Source organism: Stakelama saccharophila, from assembly GCF_032229225.1.
Lineage (GTDB): Bacteria > Pseudomonadota > Alphaproteobacteria > Sphingomonadales > Sphingomonadaceae > Sphingomonas > Sphingomonas saccharophila.
Map to the genome: position 1 here is coordinate 3,155,973 of NZ_CP135076.1, position 23,468 is coordinate 3,179,440.

Sequence of the window (23,468 nt, forward strand, 5' to 3'; positions counted from 1 at the left end):
ACCGCCGGATAGCCGATCACGAGGCCGGAAGGTGGAGAGACGCGGCGGCGGGTTGCTGATCCAACGCGACGCGAACGACCTGGTCGCCCGGCCGGAACCCGGCGCGGGCGAGAGATCGGGGGCGCTGTCGCCCCCGATCACGATCGGTTGGACAGATCCTGCAGGCGGTCGATATGCTTCTGCACGATCGGCACCGCCTGTTGCGCGGCGTCCTTGAGTTCGGGCGTGTCGCCATTCTGGGCGTAGTTCCGCAGCATGGTCAAAGCCTTCTGGTGCGCCGGCGTCTGCTGCGCGAGATACGCCTTGTCGAACTCGTCTCCCGTCAGCGGCTTGAGCTGCGCGATCATCTGCTGCTGATCGGCGGTCAGCGCGGGCGGCGGCGGCGTCATGCCGGCCTTGTTGGCGGCGGCTTTCACAGCGTCGGTGGTCTTCGTATGGTCGGTCACCATCATGTTCGCGAACTCGCGAATATCATCGTCCTCGGTCTTTTGCAGCGCCAGCTTGGCCGACTGGATCTCGTACAGGTCGCTGGCGCCGGCAGCCTTGACGAAGGCGGTGGCGTCGGTCGGCATTGGCGCGGCACCGTTCATCATCGGCTCGTTCGCCATCATGTCACCGCCAAAGGCGTCGTTCCCCATCAGCGAATCGCGGGACATACCGGACATTGCGGCGTTGTTGTCCGGCGCGCCATTCGGGTCAGAGGAACATGCCGCCAAAGCGAGCACCGGGGCGAGCACGGCAAGGGACGCAAATACGCGCATGATCTTCTCTCCTGATACCATATCCAAGCGTTATCAAAGCAGCGGCGCGGTTATTGTTCCTGATCTGCCAGCGCGGCGAGCTTTTCGACCCCGATAGCTGCCGGCCCGCGCACGATCCCCGAACTCTTCCGCCGGCCTGTATGCGCCCATCGGCTTCCCGATCCGGCGGCGGGAACCCGCACACAATTGCCGCCCGCATTTGTTGGTCATTGCCGCGGCGGCGTTTGCGGTGGAACCAAGGGCGGCGGGAGTCGTCTCCTCGTCAAGGCCGAGGCCGAAGAACCGGGTTCGGCGAGCGGAGATTCCTATGAGCATCGAGAACGCGCCCAACAGCGACACGACGGCGAAGCAGGCTCGTGAAACGGAATGGAAGCAGAAGCAGAAGCAGAACGGAGAACGCGAGGCGCCCGTCGACAGCGATTCGGATGTGCGGCCGGCCGGCGCAGAAAGCATGCGCGATGCGCCGCGTCGCGACTGGGACAAGGTGGACGAGGCCTCGGACGAATCCTTCCCTGCCAGCGATCCCCCGGGCTATTACCAGTCAAAGCCGTAAGACGGCCGATCGCAGGACGCCTTCAGGCAAGGGTCCGGTGCTACACCATCTGTCAGCGCGGCGCTCCCCCGATCGCACGGGATGCAGCGCACGCCCGGTAGCTTCCCAACCCTGTGAAGGCGGACGGCATGTCTGTTCCCCTCCCGAACCCGGCGGTAGCGGTCAGCGCTGTCGCGCTTCGCCGCGTATTCAACGGCGCACCAGGCCGGTGGAAATGACGAGGAATTCCGAACCGTTCAGCGGCCGAACGGCCTCACCGCTGCTCAGCGCAAGCCGTTCGGCACCGATGCGAACCCGCTTTCCGGCATCGGTCTCCTCTGCCCGAAGGAAACGGTAGCGCAGGACTTGCAGCGGCGTGAGATCGTCGCCTGTTACCGCAATGCGTTCGACGATCTGTTCCATCGGTTCAGGCCGTCTCCAGGTCCGGAACCCGCCGCTGCGCGTCCAGAACGGCCAGCAACTGGTCGCGCCTGCCCAATATGTCGCCCAGCGAATAGCTGTCGAATACCGCCAAAAAGGCGCGCAGCGCCTCATTCACCACCGCGGTCAAACCGCAGGCGGGGGCGATGACGCAATTGGCGCAGTCGACCAGGTCGAAACCCTCCTCGGTCATCCGCAACACCTCGCCCAGCCTGATCTCGTCGGCCGGGCGGGCCAGCCGGATGCCGCCCGCACGCCCGCGAACGCTGTCGACAAAGCCGGCCCTGGCCAGGCCATGCACAACCTTTGTGAGATGGTTGCGCGAGATCTGCTTCCCGCCAAGGCGGCGGTCGCGCACGATACGCATGCGATTACCGTCGCCGCGCCGGAGGATGCAGCCCTCGGCCCCGCGCATTGGCGGCTTATGATGGTGCTCGTCGTCGCGCTGACCATCGACGTAATGAAGCCGGCGACGCGGGGGTTAACCATGCCGGCATGGAGGCCGAATATGGCGTGACCTCCGCCCATGCGGCGCTGGTGCCCTTCTCCGCCATCGCGGGAACGGTGACCGGATCGGTCCTGTGGGGCGCGATCGCCGATCTCTACGGCCGCAAGGCATCGATTCTCCTGTCGGCGGTGATGTTCGTCGGCACCTCGATCTGCGGCGCGATGCCCTCGCTCGGCTGGCACATCTTCATGTGTTTCCTGATGGGCCTGGCCGCGGGCGGGATGCTGCCCGTCACCTATGCGCTGCTGCGCTGTTCCCCGAATCGCCCGCCTATCTGATCGCCCGCGGCCGGCGGCGCGAGGCGCAGCGCATCATGCAGGCCTTCGGTGCGCATGCCGAGGTGAAGCGCGACACGGTCCCGAGCGCCGCACCGGCCGCACCGATGCCCAGGTCGATGACCGGCAAGCTGGCCGCGCTCAGCCTGACCGCGCTCGCCTGGGGACTGATCAATTTCGGGCTGATCCTGTGGCTTCCGGCCGACCTGGTCGCGCGCGGCTACAGCGTCGAGATCGCGAGCGCGCTGCTCGCCAAGTCGGCGCTGATCGCGCTGCCGATGGTGTTCGTCGCCGCCGCGCTCTATAGCCGCTGGAGCACCAAGCGGACCGTGACCGCAATGATCGCGCTGACGCTCCTCGGCCTTGCCGGCATATTCTGGCTCGCCTGGATCGGCGGCAGCCCGGTGCTGCCGGTGGCGCTGCTGATCCTGGGCATCAACGGCGTGATCGCGACGCTGCTGCCTGATACCGCCGAAAGCTTCCCGCTGCGCGTGCGCGGCCGGGCGACCGGTTGGGTGGCGGCGTGCAGCAAGGGTGGCGCGCTGATCGCGCAGCTTCTGGGCGTTCTCGCGCTCGAACCCGACCTGGAGAACGCCGCTGTGCTGATGCTTGCGCCGACCGCAGTGGCGCTGGTGCTGGTCGTCTGGTTCGGCCGCGAGACGCGCGGACGCGATCTGCGCAGCCTGGACGTTGCCGATACCGCAACCGCGTGAGGCCGCGGCGGCGCACGAATCATCGAAAATTCACGATGGGTCTTGCCGTCGGCGCGGGCCACCGATATTCGGTGATCAATGGATACCGATGCGGCTCTTGCGGCGCTGTCCGCGCTTGCGCACCCGACGCGGCTCGATGCCTTTCGCCGGCTCGTCCGGGCCGAGCCGGCGGGACTGTCGACCGGCCAGTTGGTTGCGGCGTCGGGCCTTGGTCAGAGCACCCTTTCCAGCCATCTGGCGGTGCTGGTCGCCGCCGGCCTGGTGACGCCCGAAAAGCGCGGCCGGCAGATGATCCAGCGAGCCGATATCGAACGGCTGCGCGCGCTGATGCTGTTCCTCGCCCGGGATTGCTGCAACGGCAGTGCCGACCTGTGCGAACCGCTTATCGCCGACCTCGCCTGCTGTTGAAGGAACGCGCCGTGCCGAGCGATGTCATCATCTATCACAATCCCGATTGCGGCACCTCGCGCAACGTGCTGGCAATGATCCGCAACGCCGGGATCGCGCCGCATATCATCGAATATCTGAAGACGCCGCCGTCGCGCGCGATGCTCGAACAGCTCATCGCGCGGGCCGGGGTCGCGCCGCGCGGATTGCTGCGCGAAAAGGGCACGCCCTATGGCGAACTGGGCCTGGGCGACGAAAGCCTGTCGGACGCGGCGCTGATCGACGCGATGATGGCGCATCCGATCCTCATCAACCGACCGCTGGTGGTGAGCCCGCTCGGCGTGAAGCTGTGCCGTCCATCGGAAACGGTGCTCGACATCCTGCCGTCGCCACAGCGCGGCGCCTTCGTGAAGGAAGACGGCGAACGGGTCGTCGGCGAATCGGGCCAGCGCATCGCCTGATGCTGCTCGCCATCCTGATCTTCGTCGCCACGATCGCGCTGGTGATCTGGCAGCCGCGCGGGCTGGGCATCGGCTGGAGCGCGATGGGCGGCGCGCTGGTCGCACTTCTGACCGGTGTCGTCGCGCTGTCCGACGTTCCGGTGGTGTGGGACATCATCTGGAACGCGACGGCTGCGTTCGTCGCGGTGATCCTGATCAGCCTGATCCTCGACCGCGCGGGATTCTTCGAATGGGCGGCGCTGCACGTCGCGCGCTGGGGCGGGGGCGACGGGCGACGGCTGTTCGCGCTGGTCGTGCTGCTCGGCGCGGGCGTCGCGGCGCTGTTCGCCAATGACGGCGCGGCGCTGATCCTGACGCCGATCGTCATCGCGATGCTGCGGGCGCTCGGCTATAATGAGAAGGCGACGCTGGCGTTCGTCATGGCGGCGGGATTCATCGCCGACACGTCCAGCCTGCCGCTGGTCGTCTCCAACCTCGTCAACATCGTCTCGGCCGATTTCTTCGATATCGGCTTCGGCGATTATGCGCTGGTGATGGTCCCGGTCGACCTCGCCGCGACCGCCGCGACGCTCGCCGCGCTGTTGCTCTTCTTCGGCAAGGACATTCCGCGCCGCTACGATGTCGCACAGCTCCGCGCCCCGGCCGAGGCGATCCATGACCGCGCCACGTTTCGCGCCGGCTGGGTGGTGCTGGCGTTGCTGCTGATCGGCTTCTTCGTCCTCGATCCGCTGGGCGTGCCGGTGAGCGCCACGGCGGCGGCGGGTGCGATCGTGCTGATCACCATCGCCGCCAAAGGCCGGATCATCCCCACGCGGAAGGTCGTCCGCGAAGCGCCGTGGCAGGTCGTGATCTTCTCGCTCGGCATGTATCTCGTCGTCTATGGCCTGAAAAATGCCGGCCTGACGACCGCGCTCGCCGGGCTGCTGGCGCGCTCGGCGGAAGGCGGGGTATGGGGCGCGGCGTTCGGCACCGGAATCCTCGCCGCCCTGCTGTCTTCGATCATGAACAACATGCCGACCGTCCTGGTCGGCGCGCTGTCGATCGACGCGACAGGAGCGAGCGGCGCGGTGCATCAGGCGATGGTCTATGCCAATGTCATCGGCTGCGATCTGGGGCCGAAGATCACCCCGATCGGCTCGCTCGCCACGCTGCTCTGGCTCCATGTACTCGGGCAGAAGGGCGTCAGGATCGGCTGGGGCTATTATTTCCGCGTGGGGCTCACGCTGACCACGCCGATCCTGCTGGTAACGCTCGCGGCGCTGGCGCTCAGGCTGTCGCTGGCATGACTCCGATCGAGAGAGACGTTTCCGATGGCGCGACTTCGCCGATTTTCCTATTCGCGGTTCGCGATCGAGGCGGCGCGGTTATTCGGGGGCCGTTGCCGATTCCATCAGATCGAGGACATCGCCGATGATGCGGCGCATCGATATCCGCGCGGCGTCGGCGTCGCGCGCGAGGACGGCGTCGCACACCGCGGCATGGTCGACCACGCTGGCCGAACGCCCCTTGATCCGATTGGTGAAGCGGATCGAATGGCGCAGCGCCGTCGATACGACATCGCGAAACTGCGCGAAGAAGGGATTTCCCGAGGCCTGCAGCACGGCGACATGGAAAGCGATGTCGGCGTCGAGCACGTCGTCCTCGCCCCGGTCGGCAGCCTGCATACGCGCCAGTCCGGCGGAAATCGCCGCATGCTGCTGCGCATCGCCGAATGCCGCCGCCAGCGCTGCCGCTTCCGGCTCGATCGCCGTTCGAAGCTGATTGAACTCGCGCAGCAACTCCACCGAGAAGCTGCGATCGAGCATCCAGCGCAGCACGTCGGTATCGAACAGGTTCCAGTTGCCCGACGGCTGCACCATCGTGCCCTGACGCGGCCGTGCGCTCAACAATCCCTTGGCGGTCAGCATCTTCACCGCCTCGCGCGTGACCGAACGGCTGACCCCGTGTTGCTTCGCCAATTCGCCTTCCGTGGGGAAAGGCGTGTCGGCATAGACCCCGGTGATGATCGCCCTGCCCAGATTGTCGAGCAGACCATAGGTCAGGTTGCGGCCCAATTGGTCTCGCGGGTCGGCCGACGTCATATGCGATTTCCGTTCCGAGTGCCCGTCAACGGCGTTTCTCCCGATCTTGGTCGTTTTTCTCTTTGTCGCGTCCAACGTCGCGCAATGCAATCACGAAGCGCAGGCTCGCGGCTGCGGTAGGTGCGCGCGGGTCGGAGGAAAGGTCGCAGAGATGCAGGAACCAGAGGTTCGGTTCACGAATTTTTGCCCCCGCTGCCCGATTGGGAAACTTTTGCGACATTCGAGACTTAGGAAAGGCCCGTCGGCAACGCGCCCGGCCCGTTGACGCGTAACCACGGAGTTCCCTCGATGCTGAAATATCCCGGTCTGGCCGCCGCCCTGCTGCTCGCTACCGCGCCCGCGGCGATCGCCGCGCAGCAGGCCGATCCGCAAAACGACACGGAAGAAGAAACAGCTTCCGGCGGTGGCGAGCCGGTCGACGAGATCGTGGTCACCGCCAACCGGGAAAGGGGCGCCGTGATCGGCGACATCCCACCCGAAGAACAGCTCGATGCCGGCGACATCCGCTCCTATGGCGCGGCATCGGTGTCCGAATTGCTCGACGCGCTGTCGCCGCAGACATCGAGCGGACGAGGGCGCAGCTCGGGCCGGCCGGTCGTGCTGCTGAACGGCCAACGCATTTCCGGCTTCTCCGAAATCCGCGATCTGCCGACCGAGGCGATCGAGCGTGTCGACATCCTGCCCGAAGAGGTCGCGCTGAAATACGGCTATCGCGCCGACCAGCGGGTCGTGAACTTCGTCCTGCGCGAACATTTCAAGGCCTATACCGCCGATCTCGACGAAAAGGTGCCGACGGGCGGCGGCTCCAACAATTTCGAGGCGGAAGCCGACTATGTCGCGATTGACGGCGACCAGCGGCTGAATATCGACCTGGAGGCGGAGCGGACCTCGAAACTGCTGGAGAGCGAACGCGACATCGTCGCCGCCGAGACCGATTCCCCCTATGACCTGTTCGGCAACGTCGTCGGCGCCGATGGCGGAGAGATCGATCCGGCCCTGAGCGCACAAGCGGGCCAGCCGGTCACGCAGGCGGGGGTTCCCGCCGGCAACACCCGTCCGTCGCTCGGCGATTTCGCCGCCACGGCGGGCGCGACCAACGTCACCGACACCACGCGCTACCGCACGTTGCAGCCGTCCAGCCAGCGCTACAGCCTCAACGCCATCCTCGCCCGTCCGCTGGGCGACATGTCGGCCACCGGCAACATCCGGCTGGAACAGGAAAATACGCAGGCGTTGCAGGGCCTGGCCGGCTTCGCGCTCGACCTGCCCGCCGCCAATCCGTTCTCGCCCTTCGCGAACGACGTGACGCTCTATCGGTATGCGCGTCCTGCCGATCCACTGGATCGCAAGTCGGAAAGCTTTACCGGGCACGGCGGCGTCACGCTCAACGGCCAGTTCTCCGGCTGGCAATGGTCCGCCACGGGCAATTATGACCGTGCCGTCACCGAGACGCGAACCGATCGCGGCGTGGATACGACCGCGTTGCAGGCCGCACTCACCGCCGGCGATCCGGGTGCCAACCCCTTCGACCTGCTGGCCCCGCCGGTGCTGACCGACCGCGCACGCTCGGTTTCCAGCACGGGAAGCATCGATACGCTGATCAACGGCAGCCCGCTTTCGCTGCCGGCGGGCGAGGTGTCGACCTCTTTGAAGACCGAGTTCGAAACCAGCGACCTGAAGAGTGAATCGACCACCGGCGGCATCTTCCAGTCGCGCCGGATCGGTCGCGACCGCGCCAATGCGCAGTTGAACGTCGACGTGCCGATCGCGCGGGAAAGCCGCGGCGTGCTGTCGGCGCTCGGCAATCTGTCGATCAACGGCAATGCACAGGTCGCCGAACTGTCGGACTTCGGCACGCTGACGTCGCTGGGCGGCGGCTTTCACTGGGAGCCGGTCGACCCGGTCCGCATGACCGTCAGCTATACCCAGGAAGAAGGCGCACCTTCGGCAAGCCAGCTAAACAATCCCGTCATCTCCACCCCCAACACGCGCATCTTCGACTATGTCACCGGTCAGACGGTGGACGTGACGGCGATATCCGGCGGCAATGCCGGCCTCAGCGCCGACAATCGCCATGTGCTGAAGGTCGGCCTGGACTGGAAACCGCTGGAAGGCGACCAGGACCTGCGCATCTCCACCGAATATATCCGCGAGCGGATCGACGATCCCATCGCGTCCTTCCCGTCCGCCACCGCGGAGATTGAAGCCGCCTTTCCCGACCGGTTCGTTCGCGATTCCTCGGGCATGCTGGTTCAGGTCGATCGCCGCCCGGTGAACTTCCAGCAATCGCGGCGGCAACAGCTTCGCTGGGGCATCGATTTCCGCAAGCGGCTCCAGGCCGAGACGCCGCAGCAACCACCACAAGCGCAGGGCGAGCGGAAGAACGGCGATGGCGGACAGCAGGCCGGGAACGGTTCGGACGGCGGCGAGCAGCGGTCGGGTCGGCGTGGCGGGCGCGGTGGCGGCGGACGCCACGGGCGCCGCGGCGGCCGGCTGGATTTCAGCGTTTTCCACACCATCCATCTCGAGGACAAGATCTTCATCCGCGACGGCGTGGCGCCGCTGGACCTGCTGAACGGTTCGGCGACGGGCGACAACGGCGGCCAGCCCCGGCACGAGATCGAGGCGCGCGCCGGTTACTTCAAGAACGGGCTCGGTCTGCGCGCCGAGGCGAGCTGGCAAAGCGCGACCACGGTGGACGGCGGCGTTTCGGGCGGGGATTCCCTGCGCTTTTCCGACCTCGCCACCTTCGACCTGCGGATCTTCGCCAATCTGGGCGAACAGCGATCGCTGGTGCGCGACCATTCCTGGCTGCGCGGGACCCGCGTCAGCCTGAGCGTCGACAACATCTTCAATGCCCGGCAAGAGGTGACGACCCCCGACGGCACCGTGCCGCTGAGCTATCAGCCCGGCTATATCGATCCGCTGGGCCGCACGATCCGGATCAGCGTGCGCAAGCTGTTCTTCTGACGCGTCACTCGCCGAACGTGCCGCGACGGTAGAGCAGCGTGATCGCCACGCGGCGGTTGCGCGGGTCGGCCGGGTTGTCGGCGATCATCGGCTCGCGGTCGGCAACGCCCTCGATCCGGTCGAAGCGGTCGCCGCCGACGCCGCCCTCGGCCAGCCGCCTGCGCGTCGCCTCTGCCCGGCCGCTCGACAGCATCCAGTTGTTCATGTTGGTCGGGTCGCCGTAAGCGAGGCTGTCGGTGTGGCCGCGAATCATGATCGGGTTCGCCATCGGCGCGATCGTTTCCGCGATCATGCCGATCAGCTTGTCGGCCTCCGGCACCAGTTGCGTCGTGCCCAGCGCGAACATCGAATAATCGGCATCGTCGACAAGGTCGATGCGCATGCCGTCGCGGGTTGCGACGAAGCGCACATGATCGGCGAGCTTCGCCAGCTTGGGCGAGTTCGCGATGCGCTCGCGGATTTGGCGTTGCAGCTTGTCGAAATTGCGCTTGTCTTCGGCGGCGAGATCGCGGCGGCTGCGCAGTGTGCCTTCCTCGCCGGACCCTTCCTTGATGCCGCCGCGGGCGTTGATCGGGACGGTCAGCGAACGCGTGCCGGTCTGCGTCGCGCGGTGCGGATAATTGTCCTTGTCGACCAGCGAGGAGCCGCCGAACATGCCGTTCGAGCCGGCACTGTTCTGCTTCAGTTCGACCAGCGTCGGCGTGAAATAGTCGGCCAGCGCCTTGCGCTGCTTCTCGGTCGTGGCGCCGAGCAGCCAGAGGAGCAGGAAGAAGGCCATCATCGCCGTCACGAAATCGGCATAAGCGACTTTCCATGCGCCGCCGTGATGGCCGCCATGTCCTTCGACATAGACCTTCTTGACGATCACCTTGGGCGGCTGGTTGGAGCCGTGTGGTGCCCGCGCGGCCATGGATCAGCGCCCCCTGAGGCCGTCGAACACCTCGCCGAAACCGGGCTGGTTCGCGTGCTGGATGCCCGAGCGGGCGGCCTCGATCACCAGCGGCTGCGGGTGGCCGTGGAGCGACGCGATGATGATCTGCTTGACCACGTGATAGATCGCGGCATCGGCATCGATGACCTGTTTCAGGCGCGATGCGAGCGGGCCGACGATACCGTAAGCAAGCAGCACGCCCATGAAGGTGCCGACCAGCGCCGAGCCGATCATCCCGCCCAGAATGGACGGCGGCTTGTCGATCGAGCCCATCGTCTTCACCACACCCAGTACGGCGGCGACGATGCCGAGCGCCGGCAGCGCGTCGCTGAGCGACTGGAGCGTGATCTGCGGCCCTTCCACCTCGTGATGGTGGGTGCGGATCGCGTTATCCATCACCTCTTCGACCGCATGCACGTCGAGCGTGCCGGACGACACCACGATCAGGCGCAGCGTGTCGGCGATCAGGTTGACCAGCGTCTTGTCGGCCAGCAGGCGCGGATATTCGACGAAGATGGCGGAAGACTGCGGCTCCTCGACATGCGGCTCCAGCGCGATGGGGCCGTCGGTGCGCAGCATCTTCATCAGCTTGGAGACCAGGAAGATGGTGTCGAGATAGTCCTGTTTCTTGTATTTCGGACCCTTGAGCACCTTGACCAGGCCGGAACCGAGCGCCTTCAGTTCCTTCGTCGAATTGCCGATGATCAGCGCGCCGACGGCGGCGCCGCCGATGATGATCATCTCGTGCGGAATCGCCTCCATCACGGGTCCGAGCGCGCCCCCGGTGAAGACGAAGCCGCCGAACACCATGACGAGCAGGACGACAAGGCCGATTGCTGGAAACATAAACGTCAGAAACCCCGCTGCTAGGTGCGCGCCATCGCGCCATGCGACGGCGCCGTGGCAATCCGTGTCGGCCTCGCACCCTCGCCCATCTTGGTTACGAAATCGGTAATCACCGCAGATAATCGAACAGCGACAATCCCTCGAGCTTGGTGAAGCTCGCCTGGGTCGCCTGCAGCGCCGTCAGCGTCTTCTGCAGGTTGGCGATCGCAGACGTGACATCGGTATCCTCCAGCGCGGAACGTTGCGCCTCGCGGTCGGTCGCCACGTCCTGGAGGCGTGCGCTTTCAAGCTCCAGGCGCGCGCCCCGTGCGCCGATCGACGCCTGGGCGGTCGTCACCTGCTGCATCGCCTTTTCCAGCGTCGTGATCGAATCGCCGGTGCTGGCGCCCGACCGCACCTTGGCGGCGAGATCGGAAATGGCGGCGAAGATGTCGACGCCGCCGCCGGCGCCGGAAAACAGCTTCTCGCCATCGGTCGACACCGCCATGGAATCTTCGGCGTCGATCGGCACCGTCGCTTCCGGGCCCGAGCCGGCATAGGTGATGGCTCCCGACGCATCGCGGGTGAAGGCGGTGGTGCCCCCCGTCCCCGCGAACAGGGGCTGGCCGCGCGAATCCTTGGTATTGGCCAGCGACAATACGTCGTCGAGGATTGCGTCCAGCGTCGCTGCGATGCCTTCGCGGTCACTGTCGGAATAGGTGCCGTTATTGGCCTGTACGGCGAATTCGCTGACCCGCTGCAACTGGCTCGTGATGCCGGACAGAGTCGTATCCGCCTGGTCGAGGGAAGCCTGCGCGGTCTTGATGTTGCGTCCGTAAGCGGTGTCGTCGGCGGCAAGCCGGTTGAGCACGCTGACCCGTTGGAAGGCGAGCGTATCTTCCGCCGCGCTGGTGAAGCGCTTGGTGGTCGCAATCTGGGTCTGCAGCTTGTCCGCCTGCGCGTTCAGCGTGTCGAGCCGGCTGATCGAGCGATCATAGAATTGGGTGGTGGAAATCCGCATGCGCCTTACCCCATGTTGAGCAGCGATTGCAGCGTTTCACGCGCGACCTGGATGACGCGGCTGGACGCCTGATAGGCCTGCTGGAAGCGCAAGAGGTCGACCGCTTCCTCGTCGAGATTGACCGCCGATGCCGAATTCCGCAGCGACACCGCCTTTTCGAGAATGGCCTCCTGCGCATCGACCAGCGTCTCGCGCCCCGACAGCACGGTGGCATTGTCGGTAACGATGGCGGTGATCCCGTTTTCGAATCCGCCGGTCGTGCGAAGCTCGGCCAGCTTTTCGAGGTTGCCGTTGTCGCGCGCACCGGCACCCGGCGTCGCAGCGGCGATGTCGGCCGGATCGTCGAGCGCCCGCGACACGGTGCCGGCGCCGTCGGAAATGGCGAACAGCGGCTTGCCCTCGCCGCCGCTCAGATCCTCGCCGGGAGCCTGCACGTCGTTCACGCCCTCCACGAAGGCCTGGGCGAGCTGGTCGAGCTTCTGCGAGGTGGCCGCGATGCGCTGGGCGCCGTCCTGCATGCCGGAAAGCGCGCCGCCATTGGGTTCCAGATAGGAGCGCTCGCCCTGAAAGGTCAGCGAGAATTGGAGGACGCCCTCCTCGTTGCGCGAAAAGTTCACCGTACCGGCATGATCGCCCTCCACGAGCGGGCGATCGGCGCTGCCGGCCTTCACGGTCGCGCGGCCGAAGGTGTCGAGCGAGATGCTCACATGCGTAAGCTCGCTCATCTCCTCCAGGATTCGGTCGCGCTGATCGAGAAGCTGCGCGTGACCGCTATTGTCGGCGGCGGTGCGGCTGAGCGAGCTGTTGATCTTGGCGAGCGCCTGTGCGGCCTCGTTCAGCTTGGCCGTCGCGAGGCCCGCCTGGTCGTCGATATCCGCCGCGGCGGCATCCAGCAGCCTGCTGCTGCCGGCAAAGGCGTCGGCCACCGATTCGGCGGCTTCGAGCATGGTAGCGCGCGGTGCCGTTGCCGAGGGATCGGCCGCGACCGCGGTGGCGCTGTTGAAGAACTGGGTCAGCCGATCGCCGAGCTTGTAATCCGACAGGGCATTGTCGATGCGCTGCAGCGACGTGATGCCGGCCTGGGTGCGCGACAGGTCCGCCGTCGCGACGCGGACTTCCGCGATGCGGAACTGATCGACCTGGCGTGACACGCCGTCGACCGAGACGCCCTGGCCGCTGAGCGCGGAACGTGTGCGATAGCTGTTCGACGCGGTGATCTCGCGCAGGTCGGTCGTGCGCCGGCTGTAGCCGTCGGTACCGACATTGGCGATATTTTCGGACGTGGTGGTGAGGGCCGTCTGATAGGCCTTCACGCCACTCGCGCCGATCGACAGCAAATCGCTCATGAGCCGCCATCCTCGCTATCGGTCGGGGGTTCGACACGGGTAACGACCGGATCGGCCGAACCTTGCGCCCGGCCGAGAAAGTCGGTCATCGCCTCGCCGATGCCGAGCGGCGTCGTCGCCGCCATCGTTTGCGCGAGCTGCTGGTCCTGCATGTCGCGGAACTGCTCGGTCGCCTTGTTGTCGAAGAGCGGATCGGCAAGGTTCGCCTGGCGCATCGACTTCAGCATCATCCGCACGAAGATCGCCTCGAACTGTTCGCCGGCCTGGTCGAGATTGGCGCGCGTGTTCAGCCGGCTGCTGTCGCCGGCGACGCCGTCCGGCTTCACGGTGGAAGTCACCCCTTGCATCACAGCACCACCAGGTCGGCCTTGAGCGCGCCGGCCTCCTTCAGCGCCTCGAGGATCGCGACGAGGTCGCTGGGCGAGGCGCCGATGGCGTTCACCGCCTTGACGATGTCGGCCAGCTTCGGGCCCGGCGCGAACATGAACATCGGGTTGCGCTCCTCGTCGGTGCCGACGACGCTGTCGGAGACGATAGCGGTCCGCCCCTGGCTGAACGGCGCCGGCTGGCTGACGCGCGGCTGCTCGTCGATGCGCACCGTCAGCTTGCCGTGCGTCACCGCGGCCGGCGCCACGCGTACCGCCGAATTGATGACGACGGTGCCGGTCCGCGCATTGACGATCACGCGCGCCGGCGCTTCGGCCGGATGCACGTCGACATTCTCGATCTCGCTCATCAGGTTGGCGCGCAGGCCCGCTCCCTGCGGCGCGGCCACCTGGATGGAGACACCGTCGACGGCGTCGGCGATCCCGCGGCCGAAATGGGCATTGATCGCGGTCGCCACGCGCTGCGCGGTGGTGAAATCGGATTCGGCGAGGTTGAACGTCAGATACGGCGTGCTGGCGAACCCCGTGTTCACCGCGCGCTCGACCGTGGCGCCTTCCGGGATGCGTCCCGTGGACGGCACGTTAACCACGATGGAAGAGCCGTCGGCGCCGTCCGCGCTCAATCCGCCCACGGCGAGGTTGCCCTGCGCCATGGCATAGATCTGGCCGTCGGCGCCGTGGAGCGGCGACAGGATCAGGCTGCCGCCGCGCAGGCTCTTGGCCTTGCCGAGCGCCGCCACGGTCACGTCGATCCGCTGGCCCGGCTTCGCGAATGCGGGAAGATTCGCGGTGATCATCACCGCCGCTGCGTTCTTCAGGCCCGGATTGGCGCCCGGCGGAAGCTGCAGGCCGAAGCGCGAGGCCATGCCCTTCACCGACTGGACGGTATATTCGAGATTGTCGTCGCCCGTCCCCGGCAGGCCGACGACAATGCCGTAGCCGACGAGCTGGTTGGAACGGATGCCCTGGAAATTTCCCAGGTCCTTGACGCGTTCGGCCATGGCCGGCTGGGCCACGACGAGGGTGGCGAGCGCTGCGAGAAGGATGCGGAGCAAGGTTGTCATGGGTTCCCCCGGAGGCGCCGTCAGAACGGGCTGATGACTTGGAAGAAGCGGCTGAGCCAGCCCTGGCGGGAAGCGCGGGCGACATCGCCCTTGCCGGTATAGGCGATCTGCGCATCGGCGACGCGGGTCGAGGGCACGCGGTTGTCCGCGGTGATGTCGGCGCGCCGCACGATCCCGCGGATCTCGACATATTCGTCGCCGCGATTGAGCGTCAGCCGCTTGCGCCCCTGCACCAGCATCGTGCCGTTGGGATAGACCGCCGCGACCGTCACCGTGATCTCGCCCGACAGCGCGTTCGACTGGCCGGCCGACCCGGCGCCGTCGAACCCGCGCGAGCCGCTGGTGCCGATATCGGTCGGATCGAACAGCGACAGCGGCCCCGTCGTCGGCGGCAGCAGCGAGAATCCGCCATCACTGTCCAGCGTCGACCCGGCCGATTTCGTCGCCTTGGTCCGTTCGACCAGGACGATGGTGACGGGATCGCCGACCTGCCCGGCGCGCTGTCCCTCGTACAGGCCGGCGTAACCCTGCGACGGCTGGAAGATCGAGCCGTTGGCCGCAGGCGGCGCCGGCGGCATGGGCAGCGTGCGCGAATAAAGCGGACCGTCGCGATCGCGCGCCTGCGCACATGGCCCGACGGTGATCGCCGCGACGAGCGCGCCGATGGCGGCGACGGCGGAAAGGAGCGTGCGCATCACCATCTCAGACGTTCTGGTTGGCATATTGCAGCATTTCGTCGGTCGCCTTGATCATCTTGGAATTGACCTCATAGGCGCGCTGCGTCTCGATCATGTCGACCAGCTCCTCGACGACGTTGACGTTCGAACCTTCCAGCATTCCCTGGCGGATCTGGCCGCGCCCCTGGTCGCCGGCGACGCCCATGTTGACGGCGCCGCTCGCCGCGGTCTCGATCAGGTAATTGTCGCCGGTCTGTTGCAGCCCGCCCGGATTCGGAAAGCTCGCGATCTGGATCTGTCCCAGTTCGCTCGGCTCGGTCTGGCCGTCGATGGTGGCAGAGACGGTGCCGTCGCTGCCGACCGTGATCGCGGTGGCGTCCTCCGGCACGGAGATGCCAGGCATCACCTGATACCCTTCCGAGGTGATGAGCAGCCCCTCGGGCGAGCGCGAGAAATTGCCGGCGCGGGTATAGGCGTTGGTGCCGTCGGGCATCTGCACCTGGAAATAGCCGTCGCCGTCCAGCGCCAGGTCGAGCGAGTTGCCCGTTGTCTGCAGCGACCCCTGCGTATCGATGCGGGCCGTGCCCTGCACCCGAACGCCGGTGCCGACATTCAGGCCGGTGGCGTATTTGGTCTGCGCGGTGCTCGCCGCGCCGGGCGCCGTGACCGTCTGATAAGCGAGCGTCTCGAACGCCGCCCGATCCTTCTTGAACCCCGTCGTGTTGACGTTGGCGAGGTTGTTGGAGATCACCCGCATGCGCGTGTCCTGGGCGTCGAGCCCGGTCCGCGCGATATGCATTGCCGCATTGCTCATCGGTCGGTTTCCCTTAGCTGGGCATGCGCAAGAGCGATGCGCCGCCTTCATCCATCTTCTTGGCTTCGCGCAGGAGATTGGCCTGCACTTGGTAGCTGCGCTGGTTCTCGATCATGTCGACCAGCGACTGCGTCAGGTTGACATTGGACTGTTCCAGCGCGCCGGAGACCACCTGCCCGCCGAGATCCTGCGGCAGCACACCGCCGCCGCGGACGTGGAGGAGGTTGTCGGTCCCCTTCACCGTGTCGGTTCCCTCGGCGCTCGCCAGCTTGATCTTGTCGATCACCTGCGGCGGCGTTCCCGGTTCCGAGCCCAGCGGCCGGATCGAGATCGTGCCGTCCTCGCCGATCGTCAGCGCATCATAAGGCGGCAGGGTGATGGGACCCGCCGACCCCATCACCGGGAAGCCGTCGCCGGTCTGCAGGAGGCCCGACGGGGCGACCGAAAGATCGCCGCGCCGGGTATAGGCCTCGCTGCCGTCGGTCGCCTGTACCGCGATCCAGCTATCCGACCCTACGGCGATGTCGAGCGCCCGGCCGGTCTGTTCGATCGCACCGGGATCGCGGTCCATGTCGACCACGTCGCCGGTCGTGGGGCGGCGGGTATCGAAGCCGTCGCCTTCGACCATCAGATTGTCGAAATTGACGCGGTCCGCACGAAAGCCGGTCGTGTTGGCGTTGGCGATATTGTTCGCGATCGCCGCTTGCGCCGTCATCTGGCTCTTCATGCCGGACATGGCGGTATAGATCAGGCGGTCCATCGTGCGTTCCCCGTCCGTTCAACCGATCGTCACTGGATGTTGAAGATCGCCTGGCTGATCTTGCTCGACGTATCGAGCGCCTTGGCGTTCGCCTGGAAGTTGCGCTGCGCGGCGATCAGGCCGACCAGTTCCTCGGTGATGTCGACGTTCGACCCTTCGACCATGCTCGACATCAGCGAGCCGAAGCCGTTTTCGCCGGCCGCGCCCATGATGGGTTCACCCGACAGCGCCGACGTCGTCCAGTTGCTGTTGCCGAGCTGACGCAGACCGCCGGGATTGGAGAAGTTGGCGAGCGCCACCTTGCCCAGCGCCTTGGTCTCGCCGTTGGAGAAGCTCGCGCTGACGATCCCTTCGGAATCGACGGTCACGCCCTGGAGCTGGCCGACCGCGGTGCCGTCCTGGGTACGGGTGGCGACCGAGAACGGCCCCGAAAGCTGCGTAGAGGACGACATGTCGAAGGTGATGACCTGCGGCGTGGCGCTGCCGCTCGGCGTGACCGCGTTGAAGGTCGTCGGCGCCGTTGGCGCGGTCAGGTTGCCGCCGGCGTCGAACTGCGCGGTCACGGGGCTCGGCTGAAGCTCCTGGTCGCCGACGAAATTGTGGACTTCCCAGGTGCTGCCGCTGGTCGGGTCGGACGCATCGGGCGCCGACTTGCGGACGAAATAGCTGGTCATCGTCTGCGCATTGCCTTCGGCGTCGTAGATCGTCGTCGACGTCGACTGGTTGAACGTGTCGGTGTTGAACCGGTCGAACGTTTCGGTGTGCACCTCGCTGCTGGCGTTCAGGTTGACGCCCAGCGCGACGCTGGAGGTCGCCTTCGGCTCGCCGCTGGTCTGCGGCAGGCGCAGGCTGATCGCCTGATCGAGGCCGCTGGCGACGACGGCGCCGCTGCCATCGACCGGATAGACCTGCAGGTGCGCGCCCTGCGCGTCGACGACATAGCGGTCGCTGTCGACCGAAAAACCGCCGTTACGGGTGAAGTTCACGTCCTGGGTGTCGAGCTTGGGCTTGACCGCGAAGAAGCCGTCGCCGGCGATGGCGAGATCGAGCGAGGAGCCCGACTGCTTCAGCGTGCCCTGGCCGAATTGCTGGGTGATGCTCTTGGTCGCGACGCCCGAACCGACCATCTGGTCCGGACTGACCGACAGGCTGGAGGCGATGACGTCGGCGAAGGCCGTGCGGCTCTTCTTGAAGCCGTCGGTCGAGACGTTGGCGAGATTGTGCGAGATGGTCGACATCTCGGTCTGGGCCGCCTGAAGGCCGCTAAGCGAAGTGTAGAAGGCCATGATCTTAACTCCTGTTGGAACTCAGCCGACGCTGCGGACGGCGGATGCGGGGACCTGTCCGAGGCCGGGCAGGCTGAGAAGCGGATCGCCGTCATTGGTCATCTGGACCGAGTTGACGGGCGCCCAGACGAGCGTGCGGCTGGCAACGTCGCCGTCCGCATTCTCGGCCTGGGTGGTGATGGTGAACGGACCGGTGCCGGCGGATTCGCCGTCCTCGGTCGTGCCGTCCCAGACGAACTGGGCCGTGCCCGCCTCCTGCGGGCCGAGCGACACGCGGCGCATCAACTTGCCGTCGGCGTCCTGGATGACGACGGTCACGTCGGTTGCGTCCTCGTCCAGCTCGACCGCCGCCTGGAGGCTGCCGTCGCTGAGCGGATAGGCGGTGTCGCCTTCGGTCAGCACCGTCTTGCCGACCCAGCCGAGGGCGTCGACGGAACTGGTGGCGCCCAGCTTGGCGGCGATCGCCTGTAGCGTGGAATTCATTTCCTCCTGCCCCGAAAGCGAGGAGAACTGCGCCATCTGTGACACCATCTGGGTGTTGTCGATGGGATCGAAGGGGTCCTGATTCTGCATCTGCGCCGTCATCAGCGTCAGGAAATCCTCCTGGCCGAGCGTCGACTTGCCGGTCGCGTTGGCCAGCGCCTGGCTCGCCGAACTGGATCGGGTAATGCCGAGATCGGCCATCGTGTTGTCGAAAGATGTCGCCATGATCAGCGTCCCAGCTTGAGGGTGTCGACGATCAGCGACTTGGCGGTCTGCATCACCTCGACATTGTTCTGATAGGTGCGCGCCGCCTCCATCATGTCGACCAGCTCGCGGGTCTCGTCGACCGCATTCTCGAAGACATCGCCATCGGCGTTGGCGAGCGGGTTGCCCGGATCATGCCGCTTCACCGGATCGGCGCCGGCGGCGACCACCTTCTGCACATCGACCGTGGCCATGCCGGATGCCGCGTCGTACTGCGTGCGGAACACCGGCTTCATCGACCGGTAGGCGTCGTCCTGCGTCGTCGCCACGCCGCCGGCATTTGCGAGGTTCGACGCCGTGGTGTTCATCCGCACCAGTTGCGCGGACATCGCCCGCCCGGCCACGTCGAAGATGCTCATGGGATTGGACATCGTCATTCACCCTTCAGTGCGCGCGTGATCGTGCCGATCCGCCCGTTCAGGAAGGACAGCGTCGTCTGATAGGCGACGGCGTTCTCCGCGAAGGCGGTCTGTTCGGTGGAAAGGTCGACCGTGTTGCCGTCCATCGAAGCCTGCAGCGGCACGCGATATTTCGTGGCATCGTCGATCGCATGCGCAGCGCCCGCGACGCCGGACCGCTCGACCGAAGCGAGCGCCTCGGAAAAGTCGAGATCCTTTGCCTGATATCCCGGCGTGGACGCGTTCGCGATGTTCGATGCCAGCAGCCCCATGCGCTTCGAACGCACCATGAGCGCTGCACCGTGCACGCCGAAAAGTGAGTTGTCCGCCATTGCAGGCCTCCTGGCGCGGAATTGCGCTCCCGACTGGATAAGCAATGGCCGTGCCAGTTTTGGCAGGATGGCCGTGAAAGCTGGGCCAATCCACCGAAACCGGCGCCCTGGCGGCGCGATCGGCAACATCTTGCCGCCTGCCGGCAAGGCGCTGCACGGACGCAGACCGGCTGCCGTGCCCGCCGGCAGCGCGGCGCAGCCGGTGCGGTGCTCGCCGCGTCATTTGGCGCAGTGCTTGCAAAGGCGCGAGGCATGACAGCCACCATTTCCCTGCCGGCGCTGATGGGGCCGTTTCTCGATCCGCTGGCCCTCGCCATCGTTCTGGGCGGCACCGCGCTGGCCGTCGTGCTGCGCACACCGCGCCACGACCTCGGCCGGGCCGTCGGCGCCCTCGCCGTACTGACCCGGCGCCCCTGGAGCGCGGATGAAACGCTCCGGCAGATCGACGCGCTCTCGCGCATCGCCGACCGGCACGGCGTGATCCAGCTCGACCGCTCGATCATCCGCGACGGCGATGTCGCCGCCGCGGCCGAAGCGATCGTCGACGGACACGGGCCGGACACGGTGCGTCGGGCGATCGCCGCCTCGCAACTGGCCCGTACCGAGCGCCACCTCGCGGCGGCCGACACCTGGATCTCCGTCGCCGAAATCGCGCCGGCCATGGGCATGATCGGCACCCTGGTCGGGCTCGTCCGGCTGTTCATCGTGATGACCGATCCGACCCGCATCGGCGGCGCCATGGCGGTCGCGTTGCTGACCACGCTCTACGGCGCCATCATCGCAAGCCTGATCGCCGCGCCGATTGCCGGCAGACTGCGCCGGCTGGCCCGGATCGAAGCGCTGGAGCGCAGTCGCCTGGAACGGCCCCTCGTGGCCTTCGCACGCCGTCACCAGCCGCGGCTTCGCGCGGAAGCGGCGTGACCAGCTCGGCCCTTTCGCGGTTCGGCACCGCACCGGAACGCCGGCCGCTCTGGCTGACCACGCTTGCCGATCTCGGCCTGTTGCTCATCGGGTTCTTCGTGTTTCTGCAGGCCAACGATCATCTCGACGGCCCCGCTTTGGCCGACAGCCTGCGCGCCGGCTTCGTCCATGCCGAAGCCGCGCCGTCGCCGATGCCGGTGGACCGCGCGCGCGTCGGTGCATTCGCCCCCGGCAGCGCCGTTCTTCCGGCCCAGGCCCCGGCTGCCATCGCCTGGGCACGCGGCGCGGCGCGCGACCCGCGAACGGCGATCGAAATCGCCGGCGGCACCGACGGTACGGCCGCCGATGTCGATCCCGCCACGGGCAGCGCGATGCTGCTCGCCAATGCTCGCGCCCGCGCGGTGGCGGAGGCGCTGATCGCGGTCGGCGCGGTGCGGCCGGACCAGATTGTCATCACCCGCCCGGCGGCCGACCGCCGACGCTCGGTGACGCTTTCGCTCGGCTATGCCGGGGGGCGGCAATGATCTGCCGCCCGGCATTGCCGCCTTGCCGCCCGTTTCGGCACGGCTCTTGCTGCACGCAGGCAAATCCTTGCGCATTCGTAGTGCTGACGATGGAGACCATGATGATCCGCATGCTGCTGCCCGCCCTGCTGCCCGTTTTGCTGCATGCCGCGCCGGCGGCCGCGCAGACGGCGAAGTTCCAGGACACCGAGATGCTCGATTCGGCTGTGGCGCAATTCACCGGCAAGCCGATCGGAGAGGAGGGCGGCGCCCGCGCGGCGATCGACGAGCGGCTGAAGCTGGCGCCCTGCCCGATGCCGCAATTCGACTGGCGCGGCAGCTTTCACGACGCGGTGGTGGTTCGCTGCATGGCGCCCGCCTGGCGCATCTACGTGCCGCTCAACGTCACCGCGCCGCCCGACCGGTCCGCGGCCGGCCCGGACGCGAAGGCGCCGGAGGCGGTCGACGTCGTCAAGCGCAACGACCCCGTGACGGTCCAGGCCGGCGGCGCCGGTTTCAGCATCACGCGCAACGGCATCGCCATGGACGACGCCCCGGCCGGCGGCAGGCTCCGCGTCCGTGTGGAGCGCACCGAACCGCCGATCCAGGCGGTCGCGGTCGAGCCGGGCCTGGTCCGCCTGCCAGGCTGGGCCGACTGAATTTTTTCCTAAAGGTATAGGCGATGCGGTCGTTTTCTCCCCTGTCGGCACGAAGGAAAGGCGGCGGACATGGTGGATCCTATCGGCGCAAAGCCCAAGATTTCGGCCCAGCGGCCGGTGTCCGCGGTCGCGCAGTCCAAGCGCGGCGACCGCGTGAAGGAGAATGCCGAGCAGGACGCGGCGTCGATCGCCTCGACCGCCAGGTCGTTCGCCGAGGCGCCTCCGGTCGATGCGGAGCGCGTGGCCCGCATCCGTCAGGCGGTGAAGGAAGGAAGCTTCCCGATCACGCCCGCCACCATCGCGGACCGGCTGATCGCCCTCAAACTGCAATGGAGGCCGCATGACTAAGCGTGACGCCCTTGTCCGGGTAATCGACTGCCTCCATGCGGAGATCGCCGCGCTGAAGGCGAACGATGTCGTCGCCCTGGAACGCGCGACCAGCGCGAAGCTGGCCGGCATCGAGACGATCGCCGCCAATGACGACGAAGCGCCGATGGACGCCGAAACCCGCGCGCTCGCCGATCAGGCGCATGCCCTGAACGAGACCGCGCGCATCTATGTCAACCTGATGGCGGCAAATGTTCGCCGCCGCCTGCAGGATATTACCGGTGGTGCCGCCGCCGGCACCTACGCCGCAACCTACCGCGCGGCCTGACCGCCGCCGGCGCCCGCTCGCGCCGATTGGCACGGTCCTTGCTGAAATACCCCGCAGTAAGGGGTAACACGAGCAAGGACGGATGAGCGTCAATCCGATCACCGCCAACGGATCGCCGGTCGCCCGCGCGATCGCTGCCGCCAGTCGGCAGACCGGCATGGATTTCGACTATCTGATGGGCCAGGCGCAGGTCGAAAGCGGCATGCGCGCCGATGCGCGCGCCGGCACGTCCAGCGCATCCGGTCTCTATCAGTTCATCGAGCAGAGCTGGCTTTCGGTCGTCAAGCAGCACGGCGCCGAACACGGCCTTGGCTGGGCGGCGGCCAGCATCGACCAGACGTCCGGCGGCCGATATACCGTCGGCGATTCCGCCACCCGGCAAGCCATATTGGACCTGCGCAACGATCCGCGCGCGGCCTCGCTGATGGCGGCCGAGCATGCCGCCGACAACAAGGTCGCGCTGGAGGCCAGCCTCGGCCGCGAAGCGACCGGCACCGATCTCTACATGGCCCATTTTCTAGGCCTGAACGGCGCGCGCTCCTTCCTCTCGACCATGTCCGTCAGCCCCGATCGCACCGGCGCCAGCATGTTCCCGGCGGCCGCACGCGCGAACCGCAACATCTTCTATGCGCCCAGCGGTCAGCCGCGCACGCTGGCCGACATCTATCAGCGCTTCGCCAGCAAGCTCGACAACGGCGCCGCCGCCGTGGGCGCGACCGGCCTCGCCTCGGACGCGCTCGACCGTGCGCCCGGCTTCGTGCCCGGCAATCCGAGTGTCGAGGTCGTGCTGGGCAACCGCGCCGTGGGTGGCGACCGGCAATGGCTCGCCACCACGCTCGCGCAATTGTCGGGCGACGGCAGCGACGGCACCACCATGGATGCTTTGTCCGGGGCCGAGCGCATGGCCGCCGACTGGACGACGGGCTCCGCCCTGTCGGCCACGCAGACCTATCGCCCGACGCCCGAAACCGCGCGTCTCGCCTATCTCATGCTCGCCAGCCTGGGGACCTAGTT

30 protein-coding genes are annotated in these 23,468 nt (G+C 67.0%); 13 read left to right on the plus strand and 17 right to left on the minus strand.

Annotation, left to right across the window (positions count from 1 at the left end; all coding sequences use genetic code 11):
- Window positions 1–137: 137 nt before the first annotated feature.
- The gene (locus RPR59_RS14680) at window positions 138–761 is read right to left on the minus strand and encodes a DUF4142 domain-containing protein (protein ID WP_313915316.1); all 624 of its coding nucleotides are present in this window, start codon (window positions 759–761) and stop codon (window positions 138–140) included.
- 307 nt (window positions 762–1,068) lie between these two features.
- Between RPR59_RS14680 and RPR59_RS14685 the strand changes: the two genes are divergently transcribed.
- Complete coding sequence (locus RPR59_RS14685) at window positions 1,069–1,314, plus strand: hypothetical protein (RefSeq protein ID WP_313915318.1); 246 nt, start codon at window positions 1,069–1,071, stop codon at window positions 1,312–1,314.
- A 189-nt stretch (window positions 1,315–1,503) separates the two neighbouring features.
- Here RPR59_RS14685 and RPR59_RS14690 read toward each other — a convergent pair whose 3' ends face one another.
- A complete protein-coding gene (locus RPR59_RS14690; protein WP_313915320.1) occupies window positions 1,504–1,716 on the minus strand; it encodes a hypothetical protein in 213 nt (70 codons plus the stop codon).
- 4 nt (window positions 1,717–1,720) lie between these two features.
- Window positions 1,721–2,101 carry an Rrf2 family transcriptional regulator gene (locus tag RPR59_RS14695; RefSeq protein ID WP_313915322.1) on the minus strand — a complete coding sequence of 127 codons (381 nt, stop codon included), beginning with the start codon at window positions 2,099–2,101 and terminating at the stop codon, window positions 1,721–1,723.
- Between the two features lie 128 nt (window positions 2,102–2,229).
- Between RPR59_RS14695 and RPR59_RS14700 the strand changes: the two genes are divergently transcribed.
- From RPR59_RS14700 to RPR59_RS14720, 5 genes are all read left to right on the plus strand, one after another.
- Window positions 2,230–2,520: an MFS transporter gene (locus RPR59_RS14700; protein WP_313915325.1), complete on the plus strand. Its 291-nt coding sequence runs from the start codon at window positions 2,230–2,232 to the stop codon at window positions 2,518–2,520.
- Window positions 2,433–3,230 carry an MFS transporter gene (locus RPR59_RS14705; protein WP_349254886.1) on the plus strand — a complete coding sequence of 266 codons (798 nt, stop codon included), beginning with the start codon at window positions 2,433–2,435 and terminating at the stop codon, window positions 3,228–3,230. Before RPR59_RS14700 ends, RPR59_RS14705 begins: the two co-directional genes overlap by 88 nt.
- Before the next feature lie 78 nt (window positions 3,231–3,308).
- Window positions 3,309–3,638: an ArsR/SmtB family transcription factor gene (locus tag RPR59_RS14710; RefSeq protein ID WP_313915329.1), complete on the plus strand. Its 330-nt coding sequence runs from the start codon at window positions 3,309–3,311 to the stop codon at window positions 3,636–3,638.
- A gap of 11 nt (window positions 3,639–3,649) precedes the next feature.
- On the plus strand, window positions 3,650–4,078 hold the full coding sequence (gene arsC / locus RPR59_RS14715; RefSeq protein ID WP_313915331.1) for an arsenate reductase (glutaredoxin): 429 nt from the start codon (window positions 3,650–3,652) through the stop codon (window positions 4,076–4,078).
- The gene (locus RPR59_RS14720; protein WP_313915332.1) at window positions 4,078–5,364 is read left to right on the plus strand and encodes an arsenic transporter; all 1,287 of its coding nucleotides are present in this window, start codon (window positions 4,078–4,080) and stop codon (window positions 5,362–5,364) included. The genes arsC and RPR59_RS14720 overlap by 1 nt, the downstream gene beginning before the upstream one ends.
- Before the next feature lie 78 nt (window positions 5,365–5,442).
- Here the strand turns inward: RPR59_RS14720 and RPR59_RS14725 are convergent, their stop codons facing one another.
- Window positions 5,443–6,159, minus strand: coding sequence for a FadR/GntR family transcriptional regulator (locus RPR59_RS14725; protein ID WP_313915335.1), 717 nt, complete (start codon window positions 6,157–6,159; stop codon window positions 5,443–5,445).
- A 288-nt stretch (window positions 6,160–6,447) separates the two neighbouring features.
- Between RPR59_RS14725 and RPR59_RS14730 the strand changes: the two genes are divergently transcribed.
- Complete coding sequence (locus tag RPR59_RS14730; RefSeq protein WP_313915337.1) at window positions 6,448–9,129, plus strand: TonB-dependent receptor; 2,682 nt, start codon at window positions 6,448–6,450, stop codon at window positions 9,127–9,129.
- 4 nt (window positions 9,130–9,133) lie between these two features.
- Here the strand turns inward: RPR59_RS14730 and RPR59_RS14735 are convergent, their stop codons facing one another.
- The 13 genes from RPR59_RS14735 to flgB all read right to left on the minus strand — a co-directional run bounded on the left by RPR59_RS14735 (window position 9,134) and on the right by flgB (window position 19,716).
- Entirely contained in the window at window positions 9,134–10,039 is a 906-nt protein-coding gene (locus tag RPR59_RS14735) for a flagellar motor protein MotB (protein ID WP_313915339.1), read from the minus strand.
- 3 nt (window positions 10,040–10,042) lie between these two features.
- A complete protein-coding gene (gene motA, locus RPR59_RS14740; protein WP_313915341.1) occupies window positions 10,043–10,906 on the minus strand; it encodes a flagellar motor stator protein MotA in 864 nt (287 codons plus the stop codon).
- A gap of 109 nt (window positions 10,907–11,015) precedes the next feature.
- Window positions 11,016–11,906: a flagellar hook-associated protein FlgL gene (flgL, locus tag RPR59_RS14745; protein ID WP_313915344.1), complete on the minus strand. Its 891-nt coding sequence runs from the start codon at window positions 11,904–11,906 to the stop codon at window positions 11,016–11,018.
- Window positions 11,907–11,911: 5 nt separating this feature from the next.
- Window positions 11,912–13,252 carry a flagellar hook-associated protein FlgK gene (gene flgK, locus RPR59_RS14750; protein WP_313915346.1) on the minus strand — a complete coding sequence of 447 codons (1,341 nt, stop codon included), beginning with the start codon at window positions 13,250–13,252 and terminating at the stop codon, window positions 11,912–11,914.
- A complete protein-coding gene (locus tag RPR59_RS14755; RefSeq protein WP_432280270.1) occupies window positions 13,249–13,599 on the minus strand; it encodes a rod-binding protein in 351 nt (116 codons plus the stop codon). Before RPR59_RS14755 ends, flgK begins: the two co-directional genes overlap by 4 nt.
- A complete protein-coding gene (locus tag RPR59_RS14760) occupies window positions 13,599–14,702 on the minus strand; it encodes a flagellar basal body P-ring protein FlgI (RefSeq protein ID WP_313915350.1) in 1,104 nt (367 codons plus the stop codon). Before RPR59_RS14760 ends, RPR59_RS14755 begins: the two co-directional genes overlap by 1 nt.
- Before the next feature lie 20 nt (window positions 14,703–14,722).
- Window positions 14,723–15,397: a flagellar basal body L-ring protein FlgH gene (locus RPR59_RS14765; RefSeq protein WP_432280271.1), complete on the minus strand. Its 675-nt coding sequence runs from the start codon at window positions 15,395–15,397 to the stop codon at window positions 14,723–14,725.
- A gap of 7 nt (window positions 15,398–15,404) precedes the next feature.
- Entirely contained in the window at window positions 15,405–16,193 is a 789-nt protein-coding gene (flgG, locus tag RPR59_RS14770; protein WP_313915352.1) for a flagellar basal-body rod protein FlgG, read from the minus strand.
- Window positions 16,194–16,206: 13 nt separating this feature from the next.
- Window positions 16,207–16,953, minus strand: coding sequence for a flagellar basal-body rod protein FlgF (flgF, locus tag RPR59_RS14775; protein WP_313915353.1), 747 nt, complete (start codon window positions 16,951–16,953; stop codon window positions 16,207–16,209).
- A 29-nt stretch (window positions 16,954–16,982) separates the two neighbouring features.
- Entirely contained in the window at window positions 16,983–18,239 is a 1,257-nt protein-coding gene (locus RPR59_RS14780) for a flagellar hook protein FlgE (protein ID WP_313915354.1), read from the minus strand.
- 21 nt (window positions 18,240–18,260) lie between these two features.
- Window positions 18,261–18,947: a flagellar hook assembly protein FlgD gene (locus tag RPR59_RS14785; RefSeq protein ID WP_313915355.1), complete on the minus strand. Its 687-nt coding sequence runs from the start codon at window positions 18,945–18,947 to the stop codon at window positions 18,261–18,263.
- Between the two features lie 2 nt (window positions 18,948–18,949).
- Window positions 18,950–19,357 carry a flagellar basal body rod protein FlgC gene (flgC, locus tag RPR59_RS14790; protein ID WP_313915357.1) on the minus strand — a complete coding sequence of 136 codons (408 nt, stop codon included), beginning with the start codon at window positions 19,355–19,357 and terminating at the stop codon, window positions 18,950–18,952.
- Window positions 19,358–19,359: 2 nt separating this feature from the next.
- A complete protein-coding gene (gene flgB, locus RPR59_RS14795) occupies window positions 19,360–19,716 on the minus strand; it encodes a flagellar basal body rod protein FlgB (RefSeq protein ID WP_313915359.1) in 357 nt (118 codons plus the stop codon).
- 252 nt (window positions 19,717–19,968) lie between these two features.
- On the opposite strand from flgB, the gene RPR59_RS14800 reads away from it, so the two are divergent.
- The 6 genes from RPR59_RS14800 to RPR59_RS14825 all read left to right on the plus strand — a co-directional run bounded on the left by RPR59_RS14800 (window position 19,969) and on the right by RPR59_RS14825 (window position 23,466).
- On the plus strand, window positions 19,969–20,637 hold the full coding sequence (locus RPR59_RS14800) for a motility protein A (RefSeq protein WP_313915361.1): 669 nt from the start codon (window positions 19,969–19,971) through the stop codon (window positions 20,635–20,637).
- Window positions 20,634–21,161 carry an OmpA family protein gene (locus RPR59_RS14805; RefSeq protein WP_313915364.1) on the plus strand — a complete coding sequence of 176 codons (528 nt, stop codon included), beginning with the start codon at window positions 20,634–20,636 and terminating at the stop codon, window positions 21,159–21,161. Before RPR59_RS14800 ends, RPR59_RS14805 begins: the two co-directional genes overlap by 4 nt.
- A gap of 101 nt (window positions 21,162–21,262) precedes the next feature.
- Entirely contained in the window at window positions 21,263–21,799 is a 537-nt protein-coding gene (locus RPR59_RS14810) for a flagella basal body P-ring formation protein FlgA (protein ID WP_313915366.1), read from the plus strand.
- A gap of 69 nt (window positions 21,800–21,868) precedes the next feature.
- Window positions 21,869–22,147, plus strand: a complete 279-nt coding sequence (gene flgM, locus RPR59_RS14815) for a flagellar biosynthesis anti-sigma factor FlgM (protein ID WP_313915368.1) — start codon at window positions 21,869–21,871, stop codon at window positions 22,145–22,147.
- Entirely contained in the window at window positions 22,140–22,454 is a 315-nt protein-coding gene (locus RPR59_RS14820) for a flagellar protein FlgN (RefSeq protein ID WP_313915371.1), read from the plus strand. The genes flgM and RPR59_RS14820 overlap by 8 nt, the downstream gene beginning before the upstream one ends.
- Before the next feature lie 82 nt (window positions 22,455–22,536).
- Window positions 22,537–23,466, plus strand: coding sequence for a lytic transglycosylase domain-containing protein (locus tag RPR59_RS14825; protein WP_313915373.1), 930 nt, complete (start codon window positions 22,537–22,539; stop codon window positions 23,464–23,466).
- Window positions 23,467–23,468 lie beyond the last annotated feature (2 nt).

Coding starts and splice junctions, on each gene's coding strand:
- RPR59_RS14680 (WP_313915316.1), bottom strand. CDS start 761: ATGCGCGTATTTGCGTCCCTTGCCGTGCTCGCCCCGGTGCTCGCTTTG.
- RPR59_RS14685 (WP_313915318.1), top strand. CDS start 1,069: ATGAGCATCGAGAACGCGCCCAACAGCGACACGACGGCGAAGCAGGCT.
- RPR59_RS14690 (WP_313915320.1), bottom strand. CDS start 1,716: ATGGAACAGATCGTCGAACGCATTGCGGTAACAGGCGACGATCTCACG.
- RPR59_RS14695 (WP_313915322.1), bottom strand. CDS start 2,101: ATGCGTATCGTGCGCGACCGCCGCCTTGGCGGGAAGCAGATCTCGCGC.
- RPR59_RS14700 (WP_313915325.1), top strand. CDS start 2,230: ATGGAGGCCGAATATGGCGTGACCTCCGCCCATGCGGCGCTGGTGCCC.
- RPR59_RS14710 (WP_313915329.1), top strand. CDS start 3,309: ATGGATACCGATGCGGCTCTTGCGGCGCTGTCCGCGCTTGCGCACCCG.
- RPR59_RS14720 (WP_313915332.1), top strand. CDS start 4,078: ATGCTGCTCGCCATCCTGATCTTCGTCGCCACGATCGCGCTGGTGATC.
- RPR59_RS14725 (WP_313915335.1), bottom strand. CDS start 6,159: ATGACGTCGGCCGACCCGCGAGACCAATTGGGCCGCAACCTGACCTAT.
- RPR59_RS14730 (WP_313915337.1), top strand. CDS start 6,448: ATGCTGAAATATCCCGGTCTGGCCGCCGCCCTGCTGCTCGCTACCGCG.
- RPR59_RS14735 (WP_313915339.1), bottom strand. CDS start 10,039: ATGGCCGCGCGGGCACCACACGGCTCCAACCAGCCGCCCAAGGTGATC.
- motA (WP_313915341.1), bottom strand. CDS start 10,906: ATGTTTCCAGCAATCGGCCTTGTCGTCCTGCTCGTCATGGTGTTCGGC.
- flgL (WP_313915344.1), bottom strand. CDS start 11,906: ATGCGGATTTCCACCACCCAATTCTATGATCGCTCGATCAGCCGGCTC.
- flgK (WP_313915346.1), bottom strand. CDS start 13,252: ATGAGCGATTTGCTGTCGATCGGCGCGAGTGGCGTGAAGGCCTATCAG.
- RPR59_RS14755 (WP_432280270.1), bottom strand. CDS start 13,599: ATGCAAGGGGTGACTTCCACCGTGAAGCCGGACGGCGTCGCCGGCGAC.
- RPR59_RS14760 (WP_313915350.1), bottom strand. CDS start 14,702: ATGACAACCTTGCTCCGCATCCTTCTCGCAGCGCTCGCCACCCTCGTC.
- RPR59_RS14765 (WP_432280271.1), bottom strand. CDS start 15,397: ATGCGCACGCTCCTTTCCGCCGTCGCCGCCATCGGCGCGCTCGTCGCG.
- flgG (WP_313915352.1), bottom strand. CDS start 16,193: ATGAGCAATGCGGCAATGCATATCGCGCGGACCGGGCTCGACGCCCAG.
- flgF (WP_313915353.1), bottom strand. CDS start 16,953: ATGGACCGCCTGATCTATACCGCCATGTCCGGCATGAAGAGCCAGATG.
- RPR59_RS14780 (WP_313915354.1), bottom strand. CDS start 18,239: ATGGCCTTCTACACTTCGCTTAGCGGCCTTCAGGCGGCCCAGACCGAG.
- RPR59_RS14785 (WP_313915355.1), bottom strand. CDS start 18,947: ATGGCGACATCTTTCGACAACACGATGGCCGATCTCGGCATTACCCGA.
- flgC (WP_313915357.1), bottom strand. CDS start 19,357: ATGTCCAATCCCATGAGCATCTTCGACGTGGCCGGGCGGGCGATGTCC.
- flgB (WP_313915359.1), bottom strand. CDS start 19,716: ATGGCGGACAACTCACTTTTCGGCGTGCACGGTGCAGCGCTCATGGTG.
- RPR59_RS14800 (WP_313915361.1), top strand. CDS start 19,969: ATGACAGCCACCATTTCCCTGCCGGCGCTGATGGGGCCGTTTCTCGAT.
- RPR59_RS14810 (WP_313915366.1), top strand. CDS start 21,263: ATGATCCGCATGCTGCTGCCCGCCCTGCTGCCCGTTTTGCTGCATGCC.
- flgM (WP_313915368.1), top strand. CDS start 21,869: ATGGTGGATCCTATCGGCGCAAAGCCCAAGATTTCGGCCCAGCGGCCG.
- RPR59_RS14820 (WP_313915371.1), top strand. CDS start 22,140: ATGACTAAGCGTGACGCCCTTGTCCGGGTAATCGACTGCCTCCATGCG.
- RPR59_RS14825 (WP_313915373.1), top strand. CDS start 22,537: ATGAGCGTCAATCCGATCACCGCCAACGGATCGCCGGTCGCCCGCGCG.